The following is a 17,455-nucleotide window of genomic DNA, read 5'->3' as shown; positions in this document are numbered from 1 at the left end:
TCATGAACTTCGCGCAATCCACCGCCCGATGCGGGCAAATATAGCATTTGCCCTGTTCACACCGCAGACCGGGCGGAACGAAAAAGGCCCGGGACAGGCCAATGCTGCCCCGGGCCTTTTCTCACAACCGCGCTCGCACAAAGGCGAACCGCGGCGCGTCATCAGTAGCGGTAATGGTCGGCCTTGAACGGGCCTTCCTGCGGCACGCCGATATAGGCAGCCTGCTTTGCCGAAAGCTTGGTGAGCTTCACGCCCAGCTTTTCGAGATGCAGCGCAGCCACCTTTTCGTCGAGGTGCTTGGGCAGCACATAGACCTTGTTCTCGTACTCGTCGTTCTTGGTGAACAGTTCGATCTGCGCCAGCGTCTGGTTGGTGAAGCTGGCGGACATCACGAAGCTCGGGTGGCCGGTGGCGCAGCCCAGGTTCACCAGACGGCCCTTGGCAAGGACAATGATCTGCTTGCCGTCCGGGAAAGTGACAAGGTCGGTGCCCGGCTTGATTTCCTTCCACTCGTAGTTGTCGAGCGCGGAAATCTGGATCTCGGAGTCGAAGTGGCCGATGTTGCAGACGATGGCCTTGTCCTTCATCTGCTCCATGTGATCGCCGCTGATGACCGCTTCGTTGCCGGTGGCGGTGACGAAGATGTCGCAGCGCTTCACGGCCTCGTCCATGGTGACGACTTCGTAGCCTTCCATCGCCGCCTGCAGCGCGCAGATCGGGTCGATCTCGGTGACCATCACGCGGGCGCCGCCCTGGCGCAGCGAAGCGGCCGAGCCCTTGCCGACGTCACCGAAACCGGCAACGCAAGCGACCTTGCCGGCCAGCATCACGTCGGTCGCGCGGCGGATCGCGTCGACCAGCGATTCGCGGCAGCCGTAGAGGTTGTCGAACTTCGACTTGGTGACGGAATCGTTCACGTTGATTGCCGGGAACGGCAGCTTGCCGTCCTTGGCGAGGTGATAGAGGCGGTGGACGCCGGTGGTGGTCTCTTCCGAAACGCCCTTGATCGCATTGACCGAGCGCGAGAGGTAGCCGGGCTTCGCCTTCAGGAAGGCCTTGAGCGCGCGGCAGAACTCGATCTCTTCGGCGTTCGAGGGCTCGAACAGCGGCTCGCCGGCTTCAACGCGCGCGCCCCACAGCGCGAACATGGTGGCATCGCCGCCATCGTCGAGGATCATGTTGGCGGTCTGCTCATCGCCCCAGTCGAAGATGCGGCCGACATAGTCCCAGTAGTCCGACAGGCTTTCGCCCTTGATGGCATAGACCGGAATGCCCTGCGCGGCGATGGCGGCGGCAGCGTGGTCCTGGGTCGAGAAGATATTGCAGGTGGCCCAGCGCACTTCGGCGCCCAGCGCAACGAGCGTTTCGATCAGCACGGCGGTCTGGATCGTCATGTGCAGCGAACCGGTGATCCGCGCGCCCTTGAGCGGCTGCGACGCACCGAACTCTTCGCGCAGGGCCATCAGGCCGGGCATTTCGGTTTCGGCAATGGCGATCTCGTCACGGCCGAATTCGGCAAGCGAGATATCGGCGATGGCGTAATCGTGGGCAGTGGTCTTGGCGTGGGCCACGGGCGCGAACTCCTGGGTCGTTTACGAAACGGCACCGCATCCCGGACGGGACAATGCGCAGCACCGGCAATGCACGCTCCCTACCCATTCCCCTCGCCCGAGGCAAATATAAAGATATCTTTATATGGTGACGGAAAGAGCCCCTGCTCTCGTGCAATCCCATCACCTCCGGCGCTTCCCTTTCGCCGGACCTATGGCAGGCAGGCCGCAACAGCGAAGACCGGACGCGGCTGCGCGCCATGCAAATTGGGGGCCTACGCTAAACCGGGATACATCACGACGAGGCGTTGCCGTAATCCGCCCACGCCCTATATCTGCGCGCGTTGCGATTCACTTGCAGGAAAGGATGCATTCCATGACCATCGCCGTTGGAGACAAGCTGCCCGACGTCAAGCTGATGAAGGCTGGCGAAAGCGGCCCCGAGCCGATCCAGACCGCCGATTATTTTGCCGGCAAGAAGGTCGCGCTGTTCTCGGTCCCCGGTGCTTTCACCCCGACCTGCTCCGCGAAGCATCTTCCCGGTTTCGTTGAAAAGGCTGGCGAACTCAAAGCCAAGGGCATCGACGAGATCGTCTGCACCGCCGTCAACGACGCCTTCGTGATGGGCGCCTGGGGCAAGGCCGCCGGGTCTTCGGACGTCACCATGCTGGCCGACGGCAATGGCGATTTCGCCAAGGCCGTGGGTCTTGTCATGGACGGTTCGGGCTTTGGCATGGGCAGCCGCGGCCAGCGCTTTTCGATGGTAATCAACGACGGTGTCGTCGAAACGCTGAACGTCGAAGCGCCGGGCACTTTCGAAGTCAGCGCGGCGGAATACATGCTCGGCCAGCTCTAAGCGCCAGCATCCAGATTTGCGGAAAGGGCGGTCTTTCTTCGGAAAGGCCGCCCTTTTCCTGTTCACGGCTCCACCGGCGGAGCATTGGCGCAGCCCATGCGCTTGCCCGTCCGGCCAGGCACCGTTAGCGTTGTTTCAAAAGGGGGAGATGTCATGACACGTTCGGTTATCGTCACGGGTGGTTTCGGTGTTCTGGGACAAGCCGTCGCGGATTATTTCGCCGCCGCCGGAGACAAAGTGGCGCGGATCGATTTCGCACCGGAAGCCAGGGCGCCTCTCGCCGGCGCGCTGGACATCGGCGGCGTGGACCTGACCGATGCAGATGCGGCAAAGGCCGCGCTAGACAAGGTCGCCGCGGCGCATGGCGGTATCGACATTCTGGTCAATGTGGCGGGCGGCTTCATCTGGGAAACGCTGGAAGGCGGCTCGATCGGGTCCTGGGCGAAAATGCACACGATGAACCTGATGACGGCGGCGACAATCACCCAGCTCGCCCTGCCCGAGCTCAAGAAGTCCGCTGCCGGGCGCATCGTCAACATCGGCGCGGGCGCGGCCGTCAAGGCCGGCATGGGCATGGGCGCCTATGCGGCCTCGAAGTCCGGCGTGCACCGGCTGACCGAAGCGCTGGCAGAGGAACTGGCCGGAACCACGGTGACGGTAAACGCAGTGCTGCCCAGCATCATCGACACCCCCACCAACCGCGCCGACATGCCCGATGCGGACTTTTCGGCCTGGGTCCAGCCTGCCGCCATTGCCGACGTCATCGGTTTTCTGGCCTCGGACAGTGCACGCTCGGTCAGTGGCGCGCTGCTTCCCGTCACGCGCGGGGCCTGATCCTCGCCGGCACGTAAACGACGATCCCCTCGCGCGCATAGATCCGCCGCCACTTGCGGCTGCGGGCGAGATCCTGCGCGAGCGGGGCGTTGTGATTCGCATTGAGGACGAAGGCCACCGGCCGCCATTTGCGCACCACATCGACAAGCGGAACGAAGCCGTTTTCAATCCCGCCGTTGTATTTCCACTCGTCGCTTGAATAGCGGTAGTACCGGCCATCGTAGGCGACCCGCCATGCCGGGTAGCCCCGGTCGATGATCGCGCCGCCAAACGGGAAATCGCCATAGACGGTGCCGCGCAGGTTCTCCTGCCGGAGCCTTGCGAGAGCGTCCAGCGGGATGCTGGGCACAAACCGCGTCGGCAGCAGTACGGGGCCAAGCAGGGCAACCAGAACCACGGGGCCGGCGATAGCCCAGCGCGGCAACCGGGCGGGCTCGCCGCGATCTGACGCGGCACGGGCAATCACCGGCACCATCGCTGCCGCCCAGAACAGCACGAAGCGATAGGCCGTGACCGTCAGGAGCAGCAGTGCAAGTGCCGCCATCAATTCTCCGGCATCGGTGCGATCACGGTGGCGCAGCACCAGCAGCAGCGTCGAGAGCGCCGTAACCGCGATCGGCATGGCATTGATCCGGTTGGCCGGGAACCACAAAGGCAGCCACTCGCTGGCGCCGATCGCCATGCTGGATTCGGCATTGCGGGCGGAAATCTCCAGCACCGACAGGCCATCGGGCGTGGCGAAGATCGCCGCGCAACCGATAAGCACCAGAACCGTGGGCGCCCACGGCGCGCCGGCCTTGCGATCCCGCAGCCAGCCAAGCCAGCCCGGCACGGCAGAGGCGCCCATCGCCACCACGCCGACGCTCACCGAAGGATGGAGGTTCTGCCAGAGCACCAGCAGCGGCGTGCCCAGAATGACGGTCCAGAGCAGCCCCGGTTCGAGCCGCCTCAAGGCCAGAAGCAGGCCGAAACACAGCACCGCAAAGCTCTGCGGCCGGATGCTGGCGACATGGAACGCGGTGAAGAAGGCCAGCAACAGCGCCAGCATGATGGCATCGAGCTTCGCCCCCCGCGCGCGGCAGGCCGCAGCCGGAGCCCAGAGGCCGCCGAGCCAACACAGCGCATCGAAGACCCTGAGGAACCCCCAGCCCCCAAGCAGCCGCACTTGCGCCATCACTGCCTGGCCCAGCCAGCAGATCGTCGTCAGCGGCTCGCCCAGATGCAGTGCGGAGAACGGTTCGGTATCAACCGGGCCGTGGCGGGCCAGAATCAGTTCGCCCAGCTTGAGCTGCCAGAAAATGTCGACGTCCCAGACCCGCCGCGCCAGCAGCGCAAGCAGCATGGCCGCCGGCACCAGAGCGAACAGCCAGGAATAACGCGGCGCTCCGCCAAGCTCCGATCGCGGCTGATCCTCGTCCTGCACGAACGTCCCCTGCACTCACCCGCTTCCAGAAAAGCGGCGCGAGTCACTTCAGATCATGACATGGCGCCGCGAAGTCAGGGACTTATACAAAGGTCTTCAACAAATGTCCGCAGGCTTTCAATAGCCCATCAGGCTGAGCACTTCCTTGCGGCTGCGATCGTCCTCCAGGAACGTGCCCATCATCCGGCTGGTAATCATGCCCACGCCCGGCGTGCGCACACCGCGCGCGGTCATGCAGGCATGGCTGGCCTCGATCACCACCGCGACGCCGTGCGGCTTGAGGTTGTCCCAGATGCACTGGGCGACTTCGGCCGTCAGGCGCTCCTGGATCTGCAGGCGGCGGGCATAGCCGTGCAGCACGCGCGCCAGCTTGGAAATGCCGACCACGTGATCGCGCGGCAGATAGGCAATCGCCGCCTTGCCGATGATCGGCGCCATGTGGTGTTCGCAGTGAGACTGGAACGGAATGTCCTTGAGCAGCACGACCTCGTCATAGCCGCCCACTTCCTCGAAGATGCGGCTGAGGTGGATCGCCGGGTCTTCCTGATAGCCCTGGCAATATTCCAGCCAGGCCCGCGCCACGCGCTTGGGCGTATCGATCAGCCCTTCGCGCGCCGGATCGTCGCCGGCCCAGCGAATCAGCGTGCGGATAGCATCCTGCACATCCTCCGGTACGGGCGGCTTGCCGAGCGGATTGTCTTCGTCGGGACCGTCCAGGCTGCTCATCCCTTCATACTCCTTCTCAATCTCTGCATCAGGCGCATACGCATGAGTTGCCCCTTGCGCCGGAACAACCCGCGCCGCTCGATCGGCTCGAACATTTCGCCGGGGCGTTCCGGATCGAGCAAACCGCTTGTGCCGAGCGCTCTTTCAGCTTCCGAGAGATGTTTCAAGGGCAAGGGTTCCAGATGCTTGCCCGAAACGGACAGCGAATCGATCATGGCCGCCATTGATCCGTGGCGGTCGATTCCATTGCGGACGGTTTCCTCGCTAGCCCCGCAATGCTCCGCCAGCAGCCTGATACGCAGGCGGGAGATCGCAGGCCCCGCATGGCCATTGGCAGGCCGCGCGGCATCGATAAACACATCGCATTCGCTGTCGAGCCCCATCGACCGGTTGTTCATGTTCGCGGAGCCCACCCGCAGGATCGCGTCGTCGACGATCATCAGCTTGGCGTGGACATAGATCGGCGTGCCGTCGCTGGCGAGCGGATGATAGATGCGGAAACGCCCCCGATGATCGGCATGGCGCAGCGTTTCCAGAAGCTCCACACGCGCGGTGTCCATTGCCACCTGTTCCAGCCAGCCATGGGCCGAAAGCGGATTGACCACGAGGAACTCGGGCGGATCGGGTTCGAGCAGGCGTTCGCAGATCACTTCGGCAATCGCACGCGACGCGAAGTACTGCGTCTCGATATAGACGAAGCGCCGGGCCCTCCGGATCTGCTCGACGAACAATTGCTCGATCTCGCAGATCTGCGGCAAATTGCCGTATTTCGCACTGGTGCGGGCAATGCCGATCTCGACATTCTCGAACTCGGGCTCGAGATCCTCCGGCCAGGGACTGGCCTCTTGCGGCGCGCACGGCTGCACCACACGCCCGCCGGCCGTCCGCCAGCGGTCGCGCCCCAGTTGCCCCAGCGCTATCGCGACATCGCCGTCCATCACCATGGTCACGTCATGCCAGGGTCCGTAGAGCCCACCCGAGGGCCGGTGCCGGCGCGGATCGCGGGGCAAGTGCTCCGGCGTGTCCCAGCGCTCGGACGTCATGTCGATTCCGCCGCAAGCCGCGAACACGTCATCGATCACCACGATCTTCTGATGATGGCTGCATCCCACCGGATGGGCCGAATCGAACTTGAAATCGATCCGCTTGCGCAGGAACCAGCGCACCAGATCGTACAGCATGGTGCCCCGGAACAGGTACTTCACCATGGCGAAGTTCCACTTGAGCAGCAGCACTTCGAGAGCGTGGTTCCGCTTGACCAGCCACAGGATGTAGGACCCCAGCCTCGCCGGAAAGCGCGTCTTGCGGCCGCGCTGCCACCAGCGCCGCCCGGACGGCAGCAGGATTCGCGAATCGAAATCCCACCCGATCAGGAAAATGCGCTGCTGCGCCAGATCCATCGCTTCGCGGATGATCCCGAAGTATTCGGCCGCATCGATGGCAAGATAAGCGCGCCGGGCCATGGCATAGCGCCAGACCGGTTCGGGAGCCCCGATGCCACGTCCGGCCCCTTCGCTTTGCTTGTCATCCATCGTTTGCCTTGCTGGATCAGTCACTTCCCCGGATCAACCCCCGATAGGGTCTATGCCCTTCCAGTACCCGTCATGGGGTCAGCGCTCTTGACTTCTGCAGGTGCGAATACGCTATCGCCTCGGCACCCCAAAAATGATGCAGATCGCCGGGGAGCTGTCCGGTTACGAGGCGATCCACGCCCGTCGCCACCTTATGATCCTGCCGGAAGATCAGCGCCGATCGGTTCCGCAATGCCGGGATTCGGCGGGCTGCCGCAGAGCGTACCAAAATCATGGCTGATCCGGGCGCCTCCCCCTTCGAAGACAACGTAAAGGCGCATCCACATCGGCAAATTCTGCCGCATTGCACAAAAATTGTGCGAGCCAGCGCGGAAAACTGTCATTTCACCGTTGATCTGACTCCGTTCAGCAGCCATTCGGTTACAGGCGCGTAATCGTCGCACCAACCTGTTCGCATCGTAACGCGTGCTTCACGCCAGCGAACACACCTCGGTCCACCGGGCCGGGTCGCCGTCCGGGCCTGTTGCCCCGGACCACCTTTCGAGTCCTCCCGCATGTGACGGGGGGCATGTTACGGGATCACGCCCAGGTCCCGCACCGAAGAGGAGTACGACATGAAAAAATCCCTCATCGCCGCCGCGATTGCAGCTGCGAGCCTGGCCCCTGTTGCCGCATCGGCGCAGGATGCTGCCGCAGCCGTCGCCCCGACGGTGGGAGCCAAGGTCTACGGCCCCGAAGGAAACGAGGTGGGTACGGTCGAATCCGTGCAGAACGGTGTGATCACCGTCAACACCGGCGCCGCCCGCGCCGGCCTGCCCGCCGGCTCTTTCGCCATGCGCGAAAAGGGCCTGACCATCGGCATGACCAAGGCCCAGCTCGAAGCGGCCGTGAACGGCGCCAAGGCAGAAACCAGCGCGGCCAAGGAAGCCGCCATGGTCGTCGACGCGCCGATCAAGAGCAGCGACGGCGTCGTGCTCGGCACGATTTCCAAGATCGAAGGCGATGACGTGACCGTGCTGCTTAGCAGCGGCGCATCGGTCATCCTCAAGAAGTCCTATCTCGGCCTCGTCAATGACTCGCTGACACTGGGGCTGACCGCCGCAGCCTTCGCCGAACAGACCGGCGCCAGCGCCGCCGCGCAGGCCAGCAGCGACGCTGCAGCGCCCGCTTCGGGCGAGACCGCGGCGACGGACGGCACGAGCAAGTAAAACCGCTGCTCATCGTCCCAGACGAATAATGGAAGGGCCGGAACGACCGCAGTCGTTCCGGCCCTTTCCTGTTGCGGGGCTTGCCGGGCCGTCCTGCCCGAACAGCCACTGCCGCTGCGTTAAGATTTTTCGGGAAAAGCCTTGCTCTTCGCGGCGGGGTTGACGCAATAGGGCGCCAGTAATGCCTTGCGCGTTCCGGCGCGCATCATCCCCAAAAGCAGCGAGCGGAAACACCTTGACCTCCCGGGAGCGAATCCAGACCGCCTTCCAAGCCATTCCCGGCCTCGATATTGATTTGGCGCGCCGCCGCACGGCGACGGCCATCGGTGCGATTTCGCTGGGCCTGATTGCGATCGTCTTCGCCTGGATGGGTGACAAGGCGCAGGAAATCTTCAACGAATTCCAGTCGCAGAACCCGTATGTTCCGCTGGTCCTGACCCCCGCGGTGTTCGTCGCCATCGTATGGATCACCAATCGCTGGTCACCCGATGCGCGCGGTTCCGGCATTCCGCAAGTCATGGCCGCCGGCAGGAATCTGGACCTTGCCTATACCAAACTGCTTTCGATGCCGACGGCGATCGCCAAGCTCCTGCTGACAGTCGCCATGCTGCTGGTGGGCGGATCGGTGGGCCGCGAAGGTCCTACGGTCCAGGTCGCCGCCGCGATCATGATCGTATGCCACCGCCTGTTCCGGGTGCCGATGACGGCCGGCGTGTTGATCGCGGGCGGTGCCGCGGGTGTGGCTGCCGCTTTCAATACGCCGCTGGCAGGGGTCGCCTTTGCCATCGAGGAACTCGCGGCGGCCTTCGAGCAGCGCGTCGCCGTGCTCGTGATGGGCGCCGTCGTGATCTCGGGCCTCGTCAGCCTGGGTCTCTCGGGCGATTACATCTATTTCGGCGTGATGCGCGACACTTTGAGCGTCAGCTCGGTCGTAGTCGTCGCGCCTGTGGCAGGCGTGTTCGGCGGCGTGCTCGGCGGACTGTTTTCGCGCACCCTGCTCGCCTTCGCCCGCAGCGGACACGGCTGGTTCGTCAGCTTCCGCAAGCATCCGGTGCTGCTGGCTCTGGTCTGCGGCATGATCGTTGCGGTCGTCGGTGTCCTGAGCGGCGGCACGACCTGGGGCACGGGCTATGAAGTGACCAAGCAGATGGTGGAAGGCCACCAGAGCGCGCCGGCGTGGTTCGGCCCGGCCAAGCTGCTGGTGACGGCCGCCACGGCCGTCTCTGGCGCCCCAGGCGGCATTTTCGCGCCTTCCCTGTCGGTCGGAGCCGGCGTCGGCCAGCTGCTGACGTACTGCTTCCCGGACGACCCCATGGGTGCGGTTATCCTGCTGGGCATGACCGGCTATTTCGTCGGCGTCGTGCGCGCACCGCTTACGGCCGTCATCATTCTCATGGAAACGACCGCCAGCCGGGGCATGATCCTGCCCCTGTTCGCCACGGCCATCATTGCCGATGCCGCCAGCAAACTGGTCTGCCGCGAGAAGCTGTATCACGGCCTTTCGCGCGGCTTTGGCCTGCACAGCGAACCGCGCGCAAAGCAGGCCTGAAGCGCAACATAATCCGGGAGACAATACCGGGGGCTCTGAGATGCTGACGCATCAAGCCCGCCCCGAACAAAAAAGCCCCGCCTGACCGGCGGGGCTTTTTTGTTCGGGGAGATGTGGCGCGCCCGGAACGATTCGAACGTCCGACCCTCAGATTCGTAGTCTGATGCTCTATCCAGCTGAGCTACGGGCGCGTTGGAGGTGCGCCTTTAGAAAGGGATTCGGCTGCGGTCAACGCCTATATCAACTCATCGCCGAGAATATGTGCCGAGATAGCGATTCAAGGCCTCCGCAAGCGGGTAATCGAGCGGCGGCATCTCCAGCGAAGCGATCGCGTCAGGCCTGTGCCATGCAATCGCTTCAGCGTCATGCGCCTGCGGCACGCCGTGCCATCGGCGGCAAGCGTAAAGAAGAATGACAAGGGGCCGTTGCCCCGGTTCACTGCCTTCCGGCACCGGCGCCGTCAGGCCGCTGGCAAAACCGACAGCATCCAGCGCGCCGGGATCGATCCGGATTCCCAGTTCCTCTTCGAGCTCGCGAATGGCCGCATTTTCAGGACTTTCGCCGAATTCAAGCTTCCCGCCCGGAAATTCCCATAGGCCTCCATGCACGGCAGTGAAACGGCGCTGCTGCATCAAAATGGTGCTGTTCGGTTCAATCAGAGCGACTGCGGTGACGAGCAAAGGTGTCAAGAATTTTTCCAATTTTATCGATGCCGTTAGAAACTAATTAACGCCTCCGTGGGATTTCAATAACCCCGGCGCGAACCAGAGGGTGGCATGGCACGCTTACGGCGATTTTCGAACATTCTGCGCGATGCGCAAGGCGCATCGACCGTCGAATACGGCATCATTCTGGCAATGGTCGTGCTTGTCATTTTCGTGGCCATGCAAGGGCTCGCCAATGAAACCATCGGCATGTGGAATGACGTCTCGACCAAGTCGTCGAATGCGATCAACGGCCAATAAGGTTCATTTCGGACTTAAGTTTTTCTCAAGATATTTTCCGTAGTCACAGAGTGTCCAAAGCGCAGCAGTCAGGAAGAAGCGCGGCGGACCGGGTACACTAGACTGCATCATCAGGAGACACATCATGAAGTTTCTCGCCAAGCTGCGCCGCAATGAAGAAGGCGCGACCGCTATCGAATACGGTCTGATTGCCGCTCTCATCGCCGTCGCCGCGATCGCCGCCATGCAGGGCATGGGCTCGCAGCTGAAGTCGACCTTCGAGAAGACCTCGACGGCCATGGCTGCGACCAACTGAGTCGAAGCCTACACGGTTTAAGGATTGGGGCGGCGGGGCAACCTGCCGCCCCTTTTCTTTGCCCGAAGCGAATTTCCCGGCGTGCCGGGTGTCGCTCCGGCTTACAGTTACGGCAGCTTCGTGCGGTTGCCAGCCAGCGGGTGACGCGCATTGACCAGCGCCACGAGCCTGGCGCTGTCCACATGGGTATAGATCTGGGTCGTGGCGATATCCGCATGGCCGAGCAGCATCTGCAGCACCCGCAAATCCGCCCCGCCTTCCAACAGATGCGTGGCGAAGGCATGGCGCAGCACATGGGGCGAGACTCGCGACGGATCGATCCCGGCCCGCACCGCAAGATCGCGCAGAAGCTGGAACAGGCGCACGCGAGTCAAGTGCCCGCTGGCACCGGTCGAGGGGAACAGGAACTTCGAACTGCCCCGCCGCACCGCCAGCCAGCGAGAAAGCGCCATACGCGCCCGTCCGCTGACGGGAACCATGCGCTGCTGGCCGCCCTTCCCCGTCACATGCAGGAACGGCGCATCGCGCGGCACGGCGGCGGCGGGAAGCGACACCAGTTCTGTTGCCCGCAAACCCGACCCATAGAGCAGTTCCAGCAGGGTCAGCAGCCGGACGGCCTCGGGCCGGTCCGAACGGGCCTCCTCTTCCGCCAGTGTCAGAAACCGTTCGACGTCCTCGCGCCCGAGCACGCGCGGCAGCGGCCGGCGGGTCCGCGGACGGGGCAGCGAGCCTGACGGATCGTCCCCGCGCAGCCCCTCATCGACCAGAAACCCGTAGAACTGGCGCAAGGCTGAACACTTGCGGGCCAGACTCGACGCCGCCAGTCCGCTCCAGGCCTGCCCCAGTCCGGCCAGAGCCTCACCATCGGCCGAAGCCAGATCGCCCAGAACGTCCCGCGCGGATTCCAGATCACGGCGATAGGCTGCCAGCGTGTTCGCCGCAGCGCCGCGCTCGGCCGCCAGCATTGCCAGAAAGCGTTCGGCGAGGTCTTCACCCGCCATCGCGCGATCAGGCGCGGGCAACGGCTTCCGCGGCGATCATGCGCGCTTCACCCTCGAACCCAACCTGGCGGAGCGCCGAGACGATGTGAAACAGATAGCGGGGCGTCATGCGGTGCCAGTTGGTGCCCTGCATACCGAAACCGGCGAGCATGACCACACTTGCCGCATCGCCCCGCCGGGCCGCGCTGTCGATCGCACTGGTCCAGCGGGTGCTGTCCCTGAGGCCCAGCGTCATGTCGTTGGAATAGCGCTCGGCCTCGTTCGCGCCGAGTCGATCGAGAGCGGCAAGCCCGGCCACCAGGAAAGCCGCCTTGCGCTTGTCCGCGCTTTCGTCCGCATCGATGAACTTGTCGAGCGCCCCGGTGTCGACCGCCTTGGCCTGCCCCGGCGCCTGCCCCGGCGCCGCAAGGGCCAGAAGCCCCCAGCTCTCGCTGCCTGACGGCACGACACTGGCCCAGCGCATCGCGTTCGCGTCATAGCCGGCGGACAGCATCGAGGTAATCAGCGGCGCCGCATCGCCGGCCATGTCCTGGCTTGCGGGCATACGGGCCGCAGCGGCCGCCGTGAGCACTTGCCGCGCATAGCGTGCCGGCCCCGTGCCGGCATCGCTCCACAGGGTCTGCATGGCAGACAGGCGCGCGCCGGCATCCTGCTGGGTATAGGCATCGCGCAGCGTTTCGGCCCGGTCCTGCCAATCGCCCGTCACGCCCGGATCGGCATAGATCTGCGAATAGAGATCGACCATGGCGGCGTTGGAGAGGATCCCCGCAGCCCCGGCCCGGTCAGCAGCAGCCGCGCGGCGCTCCAGCCCGACCATCGGTGCCAGAGCCGTCACGTAGCTGTATTCCGGCCCCGCCGAATCCATCAACCGCGCCGGCGGTTCGAGCCCGACACCGATCGCCATGCCGTAGCGCCAGGGCGTCAGCGTCTGCACGTCATCCCATTCGATCGTCACCGCACGGCGGGACTTGCCCGCCGCCCCGGCGTAACGCTGGGCCAGCAGGAGGTCGATCTTGGGCATTGTCCCGCGCGACATGTCGCGATCGAGCGCGGAGAGCGCAGCGGCGCTGTTGCCGCGAAAGGCCTCGCACACCGTCTTGGCGACATTCCATTCCGGACTGTCCAGCAGGCTTCCCTGCGTCGCCATGACAGGGCACAGACCCGTGAAATCGGCCGTCTTCTGATAGACTTCCAGCGCGGCACTGCCGACGGCCGGGGTATAGTCGGCAATGTCGATGTCCTGCAGCACGGCGCGCGCGGCATCGGTCTCGCCCATACGGAGCAGCAAGCCGACGCGCAGCGCCAGGAAGTCCTGCGGGCTCATCCCTTCCGGCGGTTGCAGGCGCGACACGAGAGCCCGGCGCAGGAGAATATGCCCCCAGCGCGAAACCAGCATACCCTTGTCGCCCGAGAGCACGGTTTCGATCAGCTGGGCGTTCTGCCCGGCCAGCGAATCGGCCCGAAGTCCGCCTTCACCTTCATCCAGCAGCCCTGCGCGTTCCATCGAGCGGCGCGCCTGCGGCGGCGTATCGAACACCACGCTGCTGCCAAGCAGATCCTCGAAGTCGTCCGGCGTCATCTTCGCCAGTTCTTCAAGGGTCGGAATGCGTTTCAGCACCGAACCGCTGTTCGCGCCGTCATCCCCGGCGGCAGGCGTGTTTGCCGCGCCGGGAAGCGGTTGCACCACCGGCGTCGATTCCGAGCGGGCCGGACTTGCGGTCTGAACCGCCGCGGGACGCGCCGGAGCGGGACGCGGCTGCTGCGGCGATGCAGCCGGTGCCGGATCCTGGAACATTTTGGGAAGCAGCGATTCGGGCGCGTCCTGTGCCGCCACCCATACCGAGGTCAGTGTCAGCGCAGCGCCTGCCAGCAGATAGACCGCCCTCATTTCGGCAACTCCGGAACCGCTACCGGCATGACGATATCGCGGACCGGCCGTCGGCCGCCATCGACCCACGCGAAGGTGCCCAGGGCAACGGCAGCCAGCGAAACGGCGAAGGCAAAGACCCACAGCAACCCGCGTCCGCGCATTTCGATTGTCACTCGCCTTCCTTCACCGATGCTTGCGCTGCGACCTAGCGCAACTATAGGCGGTGGGGCAATGGACGTTCAACAAACCCGCTTTTCCGCACAGGAAATCGCCGAGCTGGCGCGGCGCGTGGACCGCCCGATCGTGCTCGTGGGCATGATGGGCGTCGGCAAGTCGAGCGTCGGTAAGCGGCTGGCTTCGCTTCTGGACTGCGCCTTCGTCGATGCCGATGAGGAAATCGAACGCTCGGCGCAAATGACGATCCCGGAAATCTTCGAAACCTTCGGCGAACCCTATTTCCGCGACGGCGAGCGGCGGGTGATTGCCCGGCTCATGAGCGAAAGCATCGAGAAACTGGGCGGCCGGATCGTCATTGCGACGGGCGGCGGGGCCTTCTGCAACCCGGAAACGCGCGCACTCATCCTCGACAAGGCGATCACCGTATGGCTCGACAGCGAGATCGACACGCTGGTCGAGCGGACCGCCCGCAAGGACAATCGCCCCCTGCTCAAGCAGGGAGACCCGCGCGAGACGCTCACGCGGCTGCGTGAGGAGCGCCGCCCGCATTATTCGCAAGCGCCGATTCACGTGCTCAGCGGCAGCGGGCCGCACGTCCAGACCATCAACAAGGTCCTGCAAGGAATTTCGCAATGGCTGTGATCTCCGTCGATATCGCCGGGCGCCCCTATGAAGTCCGCGTGGGCGCGGGGCTTCTGGCCGAACTCGTGCCCCATTGCCGGGGCCGTCTGCGCAAACGCGGCGTGCCGATCATCACCGATGCCCATGTCCATGCCGCGTGGGGTGAAGTGGTCGAGACGAACCTGCGCGAAAACGGCCATGAACCGCACTGGCGCATCCTGCCGCCGGGCGAACAGACCAAGTCGTGGGACGAACTCGCCGCGACCGTGAACTGGCTGCTCGATCTCGAAGTCGAGCGCGGCGACCACATCCTGGCCCTGGGCGGCGGCGTCATCGGCGATCTCACCGGCTTTTGCGCCGCCGTGCTCAAGCGCGGCTGCAAGTTCATCCAGGTGCCGACCACCCTGCTCGCGCAAGTCGATTCGAGCGTCGGCGGCAAGACCGCGATCAACACGCCCGCAGGCAAGAACCTCGTCGGCGCGTTTCATCAGCCCTCGCTGGTCCTCGCCGATCTCTCGGCGCTGGAAACCCTGCCCGAACGCGAATTGCTGGCCGGCTATGCCGAAGTCGTCAAATACGGGCTGATCGACGATGCGGACTTCTTCGCCTGGTGCGATGCCAATGGCGCGAAGATGATCGCGGGGGACAGCACCCTGCGCGAATACGCCGTTTCGCATTCGGTTGCCGCCAAGGCGCGCATCGTCGCGGAGGACGAGTTCGAAACCACCGGCCGGCGCGCACTGCTCAATCTCGGGCATACCTTCGGCCACGCGCTGGAAGCGGAAACCGGGTTCTCCGCGCGTCTTCTGCATGGCGAAGGCGTCGCGCTCGGCATGGTGCTCGCCGCGCGCTATTCGGCCCACCTCGGCCTGATGCCGCGCGCCAGCGCCGAACATGTCGCCCAGCATATCGGCAGCGTGGGCCTGCCTGCCAGCCTCGCCGCACTCGGGCTCGATTGCGACGGCGCGGGGCTCGTGAAGCACATGCTGCATGACAAGAAGATGGACGCGGGCACGCTGCCGTTCCTGCTCATGAAGGGCATCGGCCAGACTTATCTGGCCAAGGACGTTTCGCTCGACGATGTCGCCGCGTTCCTCGACTCGGAGCTTGCGGGCGAAAGCTGATCCCGCTGCGGATTCGCCGTGCCGTGCCTGATCCGGGCCGGAGTGCCGCGCCCATCGCTACAGCTGTCACACGAGGCGTCTCTAAGGGGAGCCGCGTCTCTCGCAGTCCAAATCCTGCGAACCCTGCGAGAAGCCGGTGCGCCTCAGAGAATCCCCGGGCGCAGCGCTCTGGCGGCAGGCCGATCGCGCCTGCCGCCATTTTCCCGGCCGCGCTTCCCAAAAATTTGACGATCCCGCGTCAACCTGACATTGCGCACACACGTATCTGTGTTACGCAAACTCATAAGATAATTACGGGCCGCGAGAGACCAAATCCATGACAGCAGCCGAAGCCACACCAGAGCTCGACTTTCCCGAGGAAGCCGCGCGAGACGACCGCGCCTTTCTGGGCCATCCGAAAGGACTGGGCCTGCTCGGACTGGTCGAAGGATGCGAACGCTTTTCGTACTATTCGATGCAGACGCTGCTCACGCTCTACATGGTGAAGTACCTGCTCCTGCCCGGCCATCAGGAAGGCGTGATCGGGCTGGCCTGGCTCAAGACCCACGTGTTCCCCGGCCTGGAAGGCCAGCCCCTCGCCTCCGAAATCTTCGGAACTTATACCGCAACGGTCTATCTGACCCCGATCCTTGGCGGCATTCTTGCCGACCTGTTTCTCGGCCGCCGCGCCGCGCTGATCGCGGGCGGACTGATCATGTCGCTGGGCCATTTCCTGATGGCCTTCGAAGGCGCGTTCCTGTTCGCGCTCATGGCCCTCGTCATCGGCGTCGGCCTGTTCAAGGGCAATATCGCCAGCCAAGTCGGCGAGCTCTACGGCCCAAACGACAAGCGCCGCGCCATGGCGTTCCAGATCTTCTACATCTTCATCAACGTCTCGGTGATCATCGCTCCCTTCATTTCCGGCACGCTGGGGGAAAAAGTGGGCTGGCACTGGGGCTTTGGCTGTGCAGGCGTGGTCATGGTCCTGGGCCTGCTGATCTACCTCTATTCCCGGCCCTGGCTGCCTGCCGAAACCGCCAGAGGTGATGCATCGAAACAGCCTCGGGCGAGATTTGAACCCGGCGATGGCCCGCGTCTGGTCGCGGTGCTGGTGCTCGTGCCCATCATGGCTGTGTCACTCCTGACCAATCAGGAAATCTTCAACGCCTATCTCGTCTGGGCCGACCAGCAGTTCCAGCTCACCTTCTTCGGCACCACATTGCCGACAAGCTGGATGATCTCCATCGACGCGACACTCAGCTTCTCGATGCTGGTGGCGGTGCCCTTGTTCTGGGCCTGGTACAGCAAGCGGACCGGCAAGGAGCCGGACGAATTGGGCAAGATGGTCATCGGCTGCGCCTTCATCATCGGCGGCGGCCTGTGCCTCTATGTCGCAGCCGCCACGCAAGGTTCCGGTAAGATCGGACTGTTCTGGCCGGTGATGTTCCACCTCGTGAACTCGATCGGCTTTGCAAACCTGCTGCCGGTCAGCCTTGCCCTGTTCACCATCCTCGCACCGCGGGCTCTGAACGCCTCCATCGTGGGAATCTATTATCTGTCGTTCTTCGCGGCCAACCTGGCGGTGGGCAAGATCGGCACGCTTCTCGAAACGATGCCGACCACGCAGTTCTGGCTGCTGCACGTCGCCTCAGCCATTGCCGCCTTCATCGGCTTCGCCGCGTTCAAGCTGTTTCTGGCCAAGCGGCTGATAAAAGAGGATGCGCCTGCGCTGGCATAACGGTCCT

At 64.3% G+C, this 17,455-nt stretch carries 18 protein-coding genes and 1 tRNA gene; 9 read left to right on the top strand and 10 right to left on the bottom strand.

Annotation, left to right across the window (positions count from 1 at the left end):
• Window positions 1-161 precede the first annotated feature (161 nt).
• Entirely contained in the window at window positions 162-1,571 is a 1,410-nt protein-coding gene (gene ahcY, locus NN5_RS17870; protein WP_067736424.1) for an adenosylhomocysteinase, read from the bottom strand.
• Window positions 1,572-1,926: 355 nt separating this feature from the next.
• Here ahcY and NN5_RS17865 point away from each other — a divergent pair, with 355 nt between their 5' ends.
• Window positions 1,927-2,406, top strand: a complete 480-nt coding sequence (locus NN5_RS17865; protein WP_067736452.1) for a peroxiredoxin — start codon at window positions 1,927-1,929, stop codon at window positions 2,404-2,406.
• Between the two features lie 153 nt (window positions 2,407-2,559).
• Window positions 2,560-3,240, top strand: coding sequence for an SDR family NAD(P)-dependent oxidoreductase (locus NN5_RS17860; protein ID WP_067736421.1), 681 nt, complete (start codon window positions 2,560-2,562; stop codon window positions 3,238-3,240).
• Here NN5_RS17860 and NN5_RS17855 read toward each other — a convergent pair.
• The 4 genes from NN5_RS17855 to NN5_RS25950 form a co-directional block, all read right to left on the bottom strand.
• Window positions 3,224-4,678 (bottom strand): hypothetical protein, encoded by a 1,455-nt coding sequence (locus tag NN5_RS17855; RefSeq protein ID WP_245656593.1) that lies wholly within the window; start codon window positions 4,676-4,678, stop codon window positions 3,224-3,226. The genes NN5_RS17860 and NN5_RS17855 overlap by 17 nt on opposite strands.
• Before the next feature lie 102 nt (window positions 4,679-4,780).
• Complete coding sequence (folE, locus tag NN5_RS17850) at window positions 4,781-5,389, bottom strand: GTP cyclohydrolase I FolE (RefSeq protein ID WP_067736418.1); 609 nt, start codon at window positions 5,387-5,389, stop codon at window positions 4,781-4,783.
• Entirely contained in the window at window positions 5,386-6,921 is a 1,536-nt protein-coding gene (locus NN5_RS17845) for a phospholipase D-like domain-containing protein (RefSeq protein WP_067736413.1), read from the bottom strand. The genes folE and NN5_RS17845 overlap by 4 nt, the downstream gene beginning before the upstream one ends.
• A 191-nt stretch (window positions 6,922-7,112) precedes the next feature.
• Window positions 7,113-7,337, bottom strand: a complete 225-nt coding sequence (locus tag NN5_RS25950) for a hypothetical protein (protein ID WP_157081201.1) — start codon at window positions 7,335-7,337, stop codon at window positions 7,113-7,115.
• 198 nt (window positions 7,338-7,535) lie between these two features.
• On the opposite strand from NN5_RS25950, the gene NN5_RS17840 reads away from it, so the two are divergent.
• Window positions 7,536-8,129 (top strand): hypothetical protein, encoded by a 594-nt coding sequence (locus NN5_RS17840; RefSeq protein ID WP_067736411.1) that lies wholly within the window; start codon window positions 7,536-7,538, stop codon window positions 8,127-8,129.
• 181 nt (window positions 8,130-8,310) lie between these two features.
• Complete coding sequence (locus NN5_RS17835; protein ID WP_067736410.1) at window positions 8,311-9,678, top strand: chloride channel protein; 1,368 nt, start codon at window positions 8,311-8,313, stop codon at window positions 9,676-9,678.
• 114 nt (window positions 9,679-9,792) lie between these two features.
• On the opposite strand, the gene NN5_RS17830 is transcribed toward NN5_RS17835, so the two are convergent.
• Window positions 9,793-9,869: transfer RNA gene (locus tag NN5_RS17830), tRNA-Arg, on the bottom strand.
• Between the two features lie 54 nt (window positions 9,870-9,923).
• A complete protein-coding gene (locus NN5_RS17825) occupies window positions 9,924-10,358 on the bottom strand; it encodes a (deoxy)nucleoside triphosphate pyrophosphohydrolase (RefSeq protein WP_067736409.1) in 435 nt (144 codons plus the stop codon).
• 96 nt (window positions 10,359-10,454) lie between these two features.
• Here NN5_RS17825 and NN5_RS17820 point away from each other — a divergent pair, with 96 nt between their 5' ends.
• Window positions 10,455-10,643 (top strand): Flp family type IVb pilin, encoded by a 189-nt coding sequence (locus NN5_RS17820; protein WP_067736407.1) that lies wholly within the window; start codon window positions 10,455-10,457, stop codon window positions 10,641-10,643.
• 124 nt (window positions 10,644-10,767) lie between these two features.
• A complete protein-coding gene (locus tag NN5_RS17815) occupies window positions 10,768-10,938 on the top strand; it encodes a Flp family type IVb pilin (protein ID WP_067736405.1) in 171 nt (56 codons plus the stop codon).
• 107 nt (window positions 10,939-11,045) lie between these two features.
• Here NN5_RS17815 and NN5_RS17810 read toward each other — a convergent pair whose 3' ends face one another.
• The 3 genes from NN5_RS17810 to NN5_RS25945 are packed head-to-tail and all read right to left on the bottom strand — an operon-like array spanning window position 11,046 to window position 13,982.
• Window positions 11,046-11,939 carry a tyrosine recombinase gene (locus NN5_RS17810; protein WP_067736402.1) on the bottom strand — a complete coding sequence of 298 codons (894 nt, stop codon included), beginning with the start codon at window positions 11,937-11,939 and terminating at the stop codon, window positions 11,046-11,048.
• A gap of 7 nt (window positions 11,940-11,946) precedes the next feature.
• On the bottom strand, window positions 11,947-13,827 hold the full coding sequence (locus NN5_RS17805) for a hypothetical protein (RefSeq protein ID WP_067736400.1): 1,881 nt from the start codon (window positions 13,825-13,827) through the stop codon (window positions 11,947-11,949).
• The gene (locus tag NN5_RS25945; protein WP_157081200.1) at window positions 13,824-13,982 is read right to left on the bottom strand and encodes a hypothetical protein; all 159 of its coding nucleotides are present in this window, start codon (window positions 13,980-13,982) and stop codon (window positions 13,824-13,826) included. Before NN5_RS25945 ends, NN5_RS17805 begins: the two co-directional genes overlap by 4 nt.
• Before the next feature lie 58 nt (window positions 13,983-14,040).
• Between NN5_RS25945 and NN5_RS17800 the strand changes: the two genes are divergently transcribed.
• The 3 genes from NN5_RS17800 (at window position 14,041) to NN5_RS17790 (ending at window position 17,448) form a co-directional block, all read left to right on the top strand.
• Window positions 14,041-14,628 (top strand): shikimate kinase, encoded by a 588-nt coding sequence (locus NN5_RS17800; RefSeq protein WP_067736397.1) that lies wholly within the window; start codon window positions 14,041-14,043, stop codon window positions 14,626-14,628.
• Entirely contained in the window at window positions 14,619-15,731 is a 1,113-nt protein-coding gene (gene aroB / locus NN5_RS17795; protein ID WP_067736394.1) for a 3-dehydroquinate synthase, read from the top strand. The genes NN5_RS17800 and aroB overlap by 10 nt, the downstream gene beginning before the upstream one ends.
• A 316-nt stretch (window positions 15,732-16,047) precedes the next feature.
• Complete coding sequence (locus NN5_RS17790) at window positions 16,048-17,448, top strand: peptide MFS transporter (RefSeq protein WP_067736389.1); 1,401 nt, start codon at window positions 16,048-16,050, stop codon at window positions 17,446-17,448.
• Window positions 17,449-17,455 lie beyond the last annotated feature (7 nt).

Source organism: Novosphingobium naphthalenivorans NBRC 102051 (assembly GCF_001590985.1).
In the GTDB taxonomy this organism is placed as follows: domain Bacteria; phylum Pseudomonadota; class Alphaproteobacteria; order Sphingomonadales; family Sphingomonadaceae; genus Novosphingobium; species Novosphingobium naphthalenivorans.
This window is presented reverse-complemented; position numbering and strand designations above follow the sequence as displayed.

Coding starts and splice junctions, on each gene's coding strand:
- NN5_RS17865 (WP_067736452.1), top strand. CDS start 1,927: ATGACCATCGCCGTTGGAGACAAGCTGCCCGACGTCAAGCTGATGAAG.
- NN5_RS17860 (WP_067736421.1), top strand. CDS start 2,560: ATGACACGTTCGGTTATCGTCACGGGTGGTTTCGGTGTTCTGGGACAA.
- folE (WP_067736418.1), bottom strand. CDS start 5,389: ATGAGCAGCCTGGACGGTCCCGACGAAGACAATCCGCTCGGCAAGCCG.
- NN5_RS17845 (WP_067736413.1), bottom strand. CDS start 6,921: ATGGATGACAAGCAAAGCGAAGGGGCCGGACGTGGCATCGGGGCTCCC.
- NN5_RS25950 (WP_157081201.1), bottom strand. CDS start 7,337: ATGGCTGCTGAACGGAGTCAGATCAACGGTGAAATGACAGTTTTCCGC.
- NN5_RS17840 (WP_067736411.1), top strand. CDS start 7,536: ATGAAAAAATCCCTCATCGCCGCCGCGATTGCAGCTGCGAGCCTGGCC.
- NN5_RS17835 (WP_067736410.1), top strand. CDS start 8,311: ATGCCTTGCGCGTTCCGGCGCGCATCATCCCCAAAAGCAGCGAGCGGA.
- NN5_RS17820 (WP_067736407.1), top strand. CDS start 10,455: ATGGCACGCTTACGGCGATTTTCGAACATTCTGCGCGATGCGCAAGGC.
- NN5_RS17815 (WP_067736405.1), top strand. CDS start 10,768: ATGAAGTTTCTCGCCAAGCTGCGCCGCAATGAAGAAGGCGCGACCGCT.
- NN5_RS17810 (WP_067736402.1), bottom strand. CDS start 11,939: ATGGCGGGTGAAGACCTCGCCGAACGCTTTCTGGCAATGCTGGCGGCC.
- NN5_RS17805 (WP_067736400.1), bottom strand. CDS start 13,827: ATGAGGGCGGTCTATCTGCTGGCAGGCGCTGCGCTGACACTGACCTCG.
- NN5_RS17800 (WP_067736397.1), top strand. CDS start 14,041: ATGGACGTTCAACAAACCCGCTTTTCCGCACAGGAAATCGCCGAGCTG.
- aroB (WP_067736394.1), top strand. CDS start 14,619: ATGGCTGTGATCTCCGTCGATATCGCCGGGCGCCCCTATGAAGTCCGC.
- NN5_RS17790 (WP_067736389.1), top strand. CDS start 16,048: ATGACAGCAGCCGAAGCCACACCAGAGCTCGACTTTCCCGAGGAAGCC.